Below are 9,200 nucleotides of genomic sequence, written 5' to 3'. Positions count from 1 at the left end.
CGTTCCGCTGCCGTTCGTCCTGCCGCTGCTGGGCGCCGCGCTGGCGATGATCAGCCGGCGCCGGGAGGCGTGGCTGCGGGTCCTCGCGCCGCTGGTCGGCGCGGGCGTGGTGGCGGCCGCGGGCGGGCTGGTGGCGGCCGTCGCCCGCGACGGGGTGATCGCCGTCCAGATGGGCGGGTGGGCCGCGCCGCTCGGCATCACGCTCGTCGCGGACCGGCTGTCGGCGCTGCTGCTGGTCGTGTCCGCCGCCGTCCTGCTGGCGATCATGCTGCACGCGGTGGGGGAGGGCGCCGGCGGGCTCGGACGGCACGAGCCCGGCCTGTTCTACCCCGCCTACCTCGCGCTGACCGGCGGGGTCTGCCTGCTGTTCCTCGCCGGGGACCTGTTCAACCTGTTCGTCGCGTTCGAGGTCATGCTCGCGTCGAGCTACGTCCTGATGACGCTCACCCCGACGGCCGAGCGGATGCGGGCCGGGATGACCTACACCGTGGTCAGCCTCACGTCCTCGATCCTGTTCCTCACCGCGCTCGGCCTGACCTACGCCGCCGCCGGGACGGTGAACCTGGCCGACCTCTCCGTACGCGTGGACGCCCTGCCCGCGGGCACCCGGTCGGCGCTCGGGATGCTGTTCCTCGTCGTGTTCGGCATCAAGGGCGCGATCGTGCCAATGCACCTGTGGCTGCCCGACAGCTACCCGGCCGCGCTCACCAAGGTCACGGCCGTGTTCGCGGCGCTGCTGACGAAGGCCGCGATCTACGCGCTGATCCGCGTCCAGACGCTGCTGTTCCCTCGCGAGCACGGGTCGTGGACCATGCTGGGGCTGGCGGCCGGGACGATGCTCGTCGGGACGCTGGGCGCGCTGACGCACGACGACATCCACCGGGTGTTCTCGTTCACGCTCGTCGGACATATCGGGTACATGCTGTTCGGGCTCGGGCTGTTCAGCGTCGCGGGGCTCACCGGGGCGATCTTGTACCTCGTCCACCACATCATCGTGCAGGCAACGTTGTTCCTGGTCAGCGATCTGATGCAGGGCCGGACCGGGGAGACGTCGCTGCACCGGCTCGGCGGGCTGGCACGCCTGTCGTCCTTCATCGCCGTGCTCTTCTTCGTGCCCGCGATGAGCGTGAGCGGGGTGCCGCCGTCGTCCGGGTTCATCGCCAAGCTGGCGCTGTTCCAGGCGGGGCTCGGCGCGGGACGCCCCCTGGCCTACGCCGTCACGGCCGTCGCCGTCCTCGCGAGCCTCCTCACGCTGATGGCGATGTCGCGGATCTGGACGCTCGGGTTCTGGCGTCCCCGTCCCGAGGGCGCCGCCGAGCCGCCCGCCGAGGAGTCCTACACGCGGGGCGGCGTGCGGGTGATGCAGTCGGTGACCGCCGTCATGGTCGTGGCCGGGCTGCTCATCGCGGTGTTCGCGGGGCCGCTGTCGTCCTGGAGCCGCCGCGCCGCGATCGACCTCCTCGACCCGTCCGCCTACAGGCAGGCCGTGCTGGACGGGGCGTCCCGGTGAACGGCCTGGCCCGCCGGGCCGGCGGACGGCTGGGCATGGGCGTGTGGCTGCTCGCGGTATGGGTGCTGCTCTGGGGGCGGATCGACGCCGCCACCGTGATCGGCGGCCTCGCCGTCGTCCTCGTCGCCTACGCGGTCAGCAGGCTGCCCACGGTGCCGCTGGTCACGCGGGTACGGCCGGTGCCGCTCGCCAAGGCCGCCCTGGAGTTCGCGTGGGACCTGCTCGTGTCGAGCGTCGTCATCGCCTGGCACGCACTCCGCGCACCCGGGCGGATCCAGGGGGCGATCATCGAGGTCGGCGCCCGGTCGCGCTCCGAGGTCGTCCTGCTGGCGGTCACCACCAGCGTGTCCCTCCGTCCGGGCACGCTGCTGGTCGGCCTCGACTGGGAGCGGTCGCTGCTGCGCATCCACGGCATGCCCGTCCGCAGCGAGGAGGAGGCGGACGCCGCGCGGGACGGCGTCCTCCGCACGGAGCGGAGGCTGATGCGGGCCCTAGTGATCCCCGACGACGACATAAGGCCGGACACCGGCGCACGGCCGGACGTCCCGCCGGCGGAGGAGGAGTGATGGACGCCGTCTACACCGTGACCATGGTGCTGCTGGGCGCCGCCGTGCTGATGACCGCCATGCGGCTGATCCGCGGGCGGACGGCCTTCGACCGCATCATGGCGATGGACGTCCTGTCCGTGCTGCTGGTCAGCGGCATCGCCGTCCACGCCGCCGCCCGCGACGAGCCCGCCAACGCCACCATCCTCGTGGTGATCTCGCTGCTGGGCTTCGTCGGCTCGGTCACGGCGGCCCGGCTCGCGTCGGAGCACGCGGAGAACCGGGCGGAGGACCGCGCGTGACCGCGGGCGACGTCGTCACCGCGGTGCTGCTGCCCACGGGCGCCGCGTTCTCCGCCGTGGGCGCGCTCGGCGTCCTGCGCTTCCCCGACCTGCTCACCCGGCTGCACGCGGCGACGAAGCCGCAGACGATCGGGCTGCTGCTCATCCTCGCGGGCGTCGCACCGCAGACCGGCTCCCTCGCGGACGCCGCCCCGCTGCTGCTCGTCGCCGTCTTCCAGCTGATCACCGCACCGGTCGCCGCCCAGACCATCGGCGCCGCCGCCTACCGCACCGGCGCCATCGACCCCGCCACCCTCACCCTCGACGAATCCTCACCCCCCGGCGACCGGGCCTGAGTCACTCCTCGGTGGCGGGGGTGGCGTCGGCGACGACCTCGGCGAGCAGGTCCTCCTCGGTGGCGCCGCGCCGCCAGTAGCCGGTGAAGGTGACGGCGCGGCGGTCGAGGCCGCGCTCCTTCACCAGATGGCGGCGCAGTGTCTTGACGACGGCGGACTCGCCCGCGATCCACGCGTAGGCGCCGTCCGGGATCGCGGCCGCGCGGACGGCGTCCGGCAGGCCGCCGGGGGACACCCACGTGATCTGCGCGTCGGCGGCGGTCGGCAGGTCCTGGCGGTCCTCCGGGTGCGGGACGTCGATCCAGACGTGGACGGGGGTACCGGCGGGCAGCCAGGCGAGGCTGCCGGCGATGGCGGGCAGCGCGGTCAGGTCGCCGGCCATGAGCACCGGGCTGCCGGGCGGCGGGCGGAAGTCGTAGCCGCCGTTGTCGGCGCCGGTCGGGCCGAGGACGGCGACGCGGTCGCCGGGGCGCGCGGCCTCCGCCCAGGACGCGGCCGGGCCCGAGCCGCCGTCGGAGTGCAGCGCGAAGTCGATGTCCAGCTCGCCGGGGCGCTGGTCGCGGACGGTGTAGGACCGCATGATGCCGCGCTCGGCCGGGTCCAGCGCCCGCCAGTCGGCGAACCAGGTGTCGCCGCCGCGGCTGTCCGGCATCACGGGCGCGTCCTGGTGCGGGTGCGGGAAGAACAGCTTGACGCGCTGGTCGCGGCCCGCGGTGACGAACCGCTCTCCGGCCGATCCGTTCGCGGCGGAGCCGTTCGGGGTGAGGCATGGGCCGCCGTAGGTGACGCGGACCATGGACGGGCCGAGCCGCTCCGAGCGCAGGACGTGCAGGTCGAAGAAGGCGTAGGGGTTTGCCGGACTCGTCATGGCGCAGCCTTTCAACCGGTCTTCTTTGCGGACTTGATGGACGTGGCGAGCGCCTCGAGGATCGGCGCGCCCCCCTCGTAGGAGAAGCGGGGCTCGGGCTGCCATGGAACGACCTGGCCGGCCTTCACCGCGGGCAGGTCCTTCCAGGAAGGCTTGGAGCCGAGGTCCTTCGGCTGCAGCGCCTGCGTCCGGGAGTCGAGCATGATGACGTCGGCCTTGTACTTGCCGGCGTTCTCCCAGCTCAGCTCCTCGAAGTAGCCGTCCTGGCCCACCTTGTCCGGGACGATCAGGTCGACGCCCAGCTCCTTGAGGTAGATCAGGTCGGTGTTCTTGCCCGGGCTGGAGGCGTAGAACAGGTCAGGGCTCGTGGACGCCGCCAGCACCTTCAGGCCCGCGTTGGCCTCGGCCGCGGCGCGCACCGCCTCCGCGGCCTTGTCGAACCGCGCCTTCGCGGCGGTGACCTTCGCGGACTTCAGGTCGGCGCCGAGAGCGGCGGCGAGTGCCGCGGTCCGCTCGATCGGCCTGGGCAGCGCGACGGCCCCGGCGGCGATGGCGGCGCTCGGCGCCAGCGCGAAGATCTTGTCCTTGCTCTCGGCCGGGACGTAGAACAGCTCGTTCTGGATGAACATGTTGTCGACGAGGAGGTCGGGGCGGAGCGCGGCGTACTTCTCGATGTTGAACTCGCCGAACGCGTTGCCGATGACCTCCAGCCGGTCGACGGGCAGGTTCCCGGCCTGCGGGTCGGGCCTGCCGACTCGCAGCCTCGTCGGGCCGAAAACGCCGACGAGCTGCCGGTCGACGCCGAAGTCGTACAGGGCGGCGGCGGTGCCGACGTACCCGACGACGCGCTCGGGACGCGCCTTGACGCCGACCTTCGTGCCGCGGTCGTCGGTGAACGTCCACGCGCCGCCGCCCGATCCCGAGCCGTTGCCGCTCTCGCCGCCGCACGCGCTGATGAGGGCGCCGAGGGCGAGGGCGCCGCCCGCGCCCAGCAGTCCTCGCCGCGTGAGGCCCCCGCTGGTGAGGCCCGCGCCCGGGAGGACGCCGCGGGAACGGTGACGGGACCTGATGTGTGACATTTGGGACGTGCTCCATGAATCAGCTACGAGGGCCACATTCCGGCCGATCAGCGCTTAGGTTAACCTAACCTAAGTCTTCGTCCGAGAGCGGGGGCCGCGCGGTCACCGTCCGCGACGGAGGTCCCCGGCTCGTCCCCCGGAGTCCGCCAGGTGCTGCTGACCGAACCCCCACCGCCCGCGTCGGCCGTCGAGCGGCCGCCTGGCGCCCGGCGGGCGGCCGGCCTCGTCGCCGCGGTGCTGTTCCTGCTGGCCGTCGTCGCGCTCAGCCTCGCGGTCGGCGCGAAGCCGCTGCCGCTCGCGCAGGCGTGGGACGGGCTCGTCCACGGCGACTCGGCCGCGTACACGGTCGTCCACGAGATGCGGCTCCCGCGCACCGTGCTCGGGCTGCTCGCGGGCGTGGCGCTCGGTCTCGCGGGCGCGGTGATGCAGGCGCTGACCCGCGACCCGCTCGCCGACCCCGGCCTCCTCGGCATCAACGCGGGCGCCTCCGCCGCCGTCGTGTCGGCGAGTCGCGGTCGGGCTGGTGGCGGCGCTGCTGCTGGCGCGGCCCCTCAACGCGATGGCGATGGGCGACGACGCCGCCCGCTCGCTCGGCGCCGACCCCCGGCGGGCCCGGATCGTCGCGATCGTCACGGTGACGCTGCTGTGCGGGGCGGCGACGGCGGCCTGCGGGCCGATCATCTTCGTCGGGCTGATGGTGCCGCATCTCGTCCGCGCGCTGACCGGCCTCGACCTGCGCCGGCTGCTGCCGTTCTGCGCGGTGCTCTCGCCCGCCCTGATGCTGGCGGCGGACGTCCTCGGACGCGTCGTCGTGCGCCCCTCCGAGCGCGCGCCGAGCGGCCGGGAATGGTTGTAGAATTCCAATCGTTGTAGTGCTACAACGATTGGAGGCGCCGCATGCCAGAGCTCAGTCCCCGGCGCCGGCTCGCGGTGCTCGCGATCTGCTGCATGAGCCTGTTCATCATCAACCTCGACAACACGATCCTGAACGTCGCGCTCCCGACCCTGCAGCACGACTTCGGCAGCTCGCTGTCCGGCCTCCAGTGGACGATCGACGCCTACCTGATCGTCATCGCGTCGCTGCTCATCCTGTCCGGGTCGACCGCCGACCGGCTCGGCCGCCGCCGCGTGTTCCAGACCGGGCTCGCGCTGTTCGTCACCGGGTCGGTGCTGTGCAGCCTCGCACCGTCCCTCGGCTGGCTCGTCGCCGCCCGCGTCGTGCAGGCGGTCGGCGGGTCGATGCTCAACCCGGTCGCGATGTCGATCATCACGAACGTGTTCACCGAGCCGCGCGAGCGGGCCCGCGCCATCGGCGTCTGGGCCGGTACCGTCGGGCTGAGCATGGCCCTCGGGCCGCTGCTCGGCGGGCTGCTGGTCGACTCCGTCGGCTGGCGCGCGATCTTCTGGCTGAACGTGCCGATCGGGCTGGCCGCGTTCACGCTGACCGCGCTGTTCGTCCCCGAGTCCCGCGCGCCGCGCCCGCGCCGCCCCGACCCCATCGGCCAGCTCCTCCTGATCACCTTCCTCGGGACGCTGACGTTCGCGATCATCGAGGCGCCGGGACGCGGCATCGCCGACCCCGTCGTCCACGGCGCCGCGATCATCGCCGCCGTGTCGCTCGCCGCGTTCGCCCGGCACGCGCTCCGCACCCCCGAACCGATGATCGACCTGCGGTTCTTCCGCAGCGCCACGTTCTCCGGCGCCGTCGTCATCGCGGTCACCGGCTTCGCGGCGTTCGGCGGCTTCCTCTTCCTCAACACGCTCTACCTGCAGAACGTCCGCGGGCTGTCCGCGCTCGAAGCAGGGCTGTACCTGCTGCCGATGGCCGCCGCGACCGCCGTGTGCTCCCCGCTGTCCGGCCGGCTGGTGGGCGGACGCGGCCCGCGCCTGCCGCTGCAGCTCGCCGGGACGGCGATGCTCGCCAGCGCGCTGCTGTTCGCCGCGTTCGACGCCGAGACGCGCGACGCCACCCTGTTCGCCGGATACGTGCTGTTCGGCATCGGGTTCGGCATGCTGAACTCGCCGATCACCTACACGGCCGTGTCGGGGATGCCGCGCGCCCAGGCCGGGGTGGCCGCCGCCGTCGCGTCCACCAGCCGGCAGGTCGGCAGCGCGCTCGGCGTCGCCGTGCTCGGCGCCCTGCTCGCCGCCGGGCTCTCCGGACCGCTCGCCGGGCCCGGCTTCGTCCCGGCGGCCCGCCCGGCATACTGGGTGATGGTCGGCTGCGCCGCCGCCGTCCTCGTCCTCGGGACCGTCACCACCGGGCGCCGGGCCGCCCGGAGAACGTCCGGGCTCGTCGAGTCGGAGGACCACGCAGACCAGCGCCACGCAACGGAGGCGAGCGCCCGATGACCGAGCCGGCCGTCCGGACCCAGGATCGCGCCCACGCCGAGATGGCGGAGCGGACGTGGCACAACCTGCGGGTCCTGCTCTATGAGCGCGGCGACCGCCGGCGCGCGGCCGTCGAGGCGCTCGGCATGAGCTTCTTCCGGATCAGGGCGCTGCGGCAGATCGCCGCCGCGGCCGACCCGATGACGCTGCGCGACCTCGCCGACGTCCTGCTCACCGACCGCCCCTACACCACCCTCGTCGTGGACGACCTGGTCGGCCGCGGCCTGGTGGAGCGGTCCCCGAACCCGGCCGACCGGCGCTCCAAGCTCGTCACGGTGACCAAGGCCGGACGCGCCGCCGCGGCGAAGGCCGAACGCATCCTCGACACGCCGCCGTCGGCGGTCTACGACCTCCCGGCCGACGACCTGGCCGTCCTCGACCGCATCGCCGCCCGCCTCATCGCCGACGACTGACAGGCCCGCCGGACGTTGATCAGGGACTGGCTCTCCGCCTGAGATGCCGCTCGACCGACTCGACCTTCGCGTCGAGCGCGCCGGTCACCCCGGGCCGCAGGTCGGCCTTGAGGACCAGGCTCACCCTCGGCGCCCGCGCCGCGACCGCGTCGGCGGCGGCCTTCACCACGGCCATGACCTCGTCCCACTCGCCCTCGACGGTGGTGAACATCGCGTCGGTCCGGTTGGGCAGGCCGCTCTCGCGCACCACCCGCACCGCCTCCGCGACGAGTTCGCCGACCTCTTCGCCCGCACCGAGCGGAGTCACCGAGAACGCGACGAGCATGGAACGCACCCCCTAGGGCTGAAGGACCTGCCGTACCACGATCTCATCCAGCCGCCGCTCGACGATCACCCCCACCGGCCAGTCGCGCACCAGGCACCGCAGCAAGGCCGCCTCGTGCTCGGCGTACGCGGGGTCGCAGCCCTGCTGCTCAAGGCTGGACCTGATCGCCAGGACGTAGTCGTCGTCGGTGAACCCGGGGATCTCCCTGACCATCGCGGTCGTCGTCGCGCGGTGCGAGTTGAGCCCGGCGAACGACCGGCCGCAGCCGCAGCCGCCGTCCGGGTCGTCGCGGTCCCGCGCGCAGACCATCCCGATATGGACGAGTTCGCCTTCGACGCACCAGTCGAAGTCGTTGTCGCGGAATCCCTGGGTGGAGTTGGTGGCGGTGAGCAGCTTCAAGGCCATACCCCCTCGGCGCGTCCGATGACCCGCCCACGGTACGACGAGGGTCTGACGTAACGTCGAGAGCATGAGCGAAGACGACCCTGAGGACGGCCCCGTCCTGGTCCAGCGCGATGGGGCGTTCACCACGATCACCATGAACCGGCCGCGCCGCCGCAACGCCCTCTCCCGCGCCTTCCTCCTCGCGCTGACCAGCGCGTTCGAGGAGGCAGGCGGCACCGACGCCCGCGGCGTCATCCTCGCGGCGAACGGCCCGGTCTTCTCCGCCGGGCACGATTTCGCCGACATGGCGGGGGCGTCGCACGCCGACGTCCGCGACCTGCTCCGGATCTGCACCGACCTGATGCGGACGATCCAGTCGATCCCGCAGCCGGTGGTGGCCCGTGTGCACGGCCTCGCGACCGCCGCGGGCTGCCAGCTCGTCGCGAGCTGCGACCTGGCCGTCGCCGCCGAGAGCGCCGGATTCGCCGCGCCGGGCGGCAAGGGCGGCTGGTTCTGCCACACCCCCCTCGTCGCGATCTCCCACAACGTCGGCCGCAAGCGCGCCGCCGAGATGGCCCTCACCGGCGAGGTGTTCGACGCCGCCACCGCAGCCGACTGGGGCCTGATCAACTACGCGGTACCGGACGACGAGCTCGACAAGGCGACCCACGAGCTGCTCCAGCGCGCCACCCAGGGCAGCCCGCGCAGCAAGGCCCTGGGCAAGCAGGCCATGTACGCCCAGTTCGACCGCCCGGAACAGGACGCCTACGCCTACGCGATCGAGGTGATGGCCGCGTCCGCCCTGATCCCGGAAGCCCAGGAGGGCATGACCGCCTTCCTGGAAAAGCGCCACCCCAACTGGCCCGCCTAGCCCAACCGGGAGGGGGCCCACCCCTCCTGTGCCAGGCGCAGTGGCGGGTGAAAGCTGAGCTGAATGGGGTGCCAAGGGGCCGAAGCCCACACAAGCCCGCGCAATGGTGCGGGTATGCGCGAACCTGGCTGGGTTTCAATGCCGGAGCCCACACAATGGTGCAGGTATGCGTAAAGC

General features: G+C 73.0%; 12 protein-coding genes and 1 pseudogene. 9 read left to right on the top strand and 4 right to left on the bottom strand.

What is annotated here, in order from left to right; translation table 11 throughout:
• From ETD83_RS35675 to mnhG, 4 genes are all read left to right on the top strand, one after another.
• On the top strand, positions 1-1,510 hold a 1,510-nt coding region (locus ETD83_RS35675; protein ID WP_230421400.1), incomplete at its 5' end, for a Na+/H+ antiporter subunit D.
• Positions 1,507-2,076 carry a Na+/H+ antiporter subunit E gene (locus ETD83_RS35670; protein ID WP_138649616.1) on the top strand — a complete coding sequence of 190 codons (570 nt, stop codon included), beginning with the start codon at positions 1,507-1,509 and terminating at the stop codon, positions 2,074-2,076. The genes ETD83_RS35675 and ETD83_RS35670, both read left to right, overlap by 4 nt.
• Complete coding sequence (locus tag ETD83_RS35665) at positions 2,076-2,357, top strand: monovalent cation/H+ antiporter complex subunit F (protein WP_138649615.1); 282 nt, start codon at positions 2,076-2,078, stop codon at positions 2,355-2,357. The genes ETD83_RS35670 and ETD83_RS35665 overlap by 1 nt, the downstream gene beginning before the upstream one ends.
• Complete coding sequence (gene mnhG / locus ETD83_RS35660; protein WP_138649614.1) at positions 2,354-2,692, top strand: monovalent cation/H(+) antiporter subunit G; 339 nt, start codon at positions 2,354-2,356, stop codon at positions 2,690-2,692. The genes ETD83_RS35665 and mnhG overlap by 4 nt, the downstream gene beginning before the upstream one ends.
• A gap of 1 nt (position 2,693) precedes the next feature.
• Here mnhG and ETD83_RS35655 read toward each other — a convergent pair whose 3' ends face one another.
• Positions 2,694-3,560 (bottom strand): siderophore-interacting protein, encoded by an 867-nt coding sequence (locus ETD83_RS35655; RefSeq protein WP_138649613.1) that lies wholly within the window; start codon positions 3,558-3,560, stop codon positions 2,694-2,696.
• A gap of 11 nt (positions 3,561-3,571) precedes the next feature.
• Positions 3,572-4,639, bottom strand: coding sequence for an ABC transporter substrate-binding protein (locus ETD83_RS35650; protein WP_138649612.1), 1,068 nt, complete (start codon positions 4,637-4,639; stop codon positions 3,572-3,574).
• A gap of 150 nt (positions 4,640-4,789) precedes the next feature.
• On the opposite strand from ETD83_RS35650, the pseudogene ETD83_RS45065 reads away from it, so the two are divergent.
• From ETD83_RS45065 to ETD83_RS35635, 4 genes and pseudogenes are all read left to right on the top strand, one after another.
• Positions 4,790-5,086, top strand: a pseudogene (locus tag ETD83_RS45065) (iron chelate uptake ABC transporter family permease subunit); the annotation flags it as partial.
• 76 nt (positions 5,087-5,162) lie between these two features.
• On the top strand, positions 5,163-5,495 hold the full coding sequence (locus ETD83_RS45060) for a FecCD family ABC transporter permease (RefSeq protein WP_230421399.1): 333 nt from the start codon (positions 5,163-5,165) through the stop codon (positions 5,493-5,495).
• A 41-nt stretch (positions 5,496-5,536) separates the two neighbouring features.
• Positions 5,537-6,991, top strand: coding sequence for a DHA2 family efflux MFS transporter permease subunit (locus tag ETD83_RS35640; RefSeq protein ID WP_138649611.1), 1,455 nt, complete (start codon positions 5,537-5,539; stop codon positions 6,989-6,991).
• The gene (locus tag ETD83_RS35635; protein ID WP_138649610.1) at positions 6,988-7,443 is read left to right on the top strand and encodes a MarR family winged helix-turn-helix transcriptional regulator; all 456 of its coding nucleotides are present in this window, start codon (positions 6,988-6,990) and stop codon (positions 7,441-7,443) included. The genes ETD83_RS35640 and ETD83_RS35635 overlap by 4 nt, the downstream gene beginning before the upstream one ends.
• A 19-nt stretch (positions 7,444-7,462) precedes the next feature.
• Here the strand turns inward: ETD83_RS35635 and ETD83_RS35630 are convergent, their stop codons facing one another.
• Both ETD83_RS35630 and ETD83_RS35625 read right to left on the bottom strand, forming a co-directional pair.
• Entirely contained in the window at positions 7,463-7,768 is a 306-nt protein-coding gene (locus tag ETD83_RS35630) for an MTH1187 family thiamine-binding protein (RefSeq protein ID WP_138649609.1), read from the bottom strand.
• A gap of 12 nt (positions 7,769-7,780) precedes the next feature.
• Positions 7,781-8,173 (bottom strand): DUF7715 family protein, encoded by a 393-nt coding sequence (locus tag ETD83_RS35625; protein WP_138649608.1) that lies wholly within the window; start codon positions 8,171-8,173, stop codon positions 7,781-7,783.
• Positions 8,174-8,237: 64 nt separating this feature from the next.
• On the opposite strand from ETD83_RS35625, the gene ETD83_RS35620 reads away from it, so the two are divergent.
• A complete protein-coding gene (locus ETD83_RS35620; protein WP_138649607.1) occupies positions 8,238-9,023 on the top strand; it encodes an enoyl-CoA hydratase-related protein in 786 nt (261 codons plus the stop codon).
• Positions 9,024-9,200 lie beyond the last annotated feature (177 nt).

The organism is Actinomadura soli (genome assembly GCF_005889715.1).
GTDB classification, from domain to species: domain Bacteria; phylum Actinomycetota; class Actinomycetes; order Streptosporangiales; family Streptosporangiaceae; genus Spirillospora; species Spirillospora soli.
This window is presented reverse-complemented; position numbering and strand designations above follow the sequence as displayed.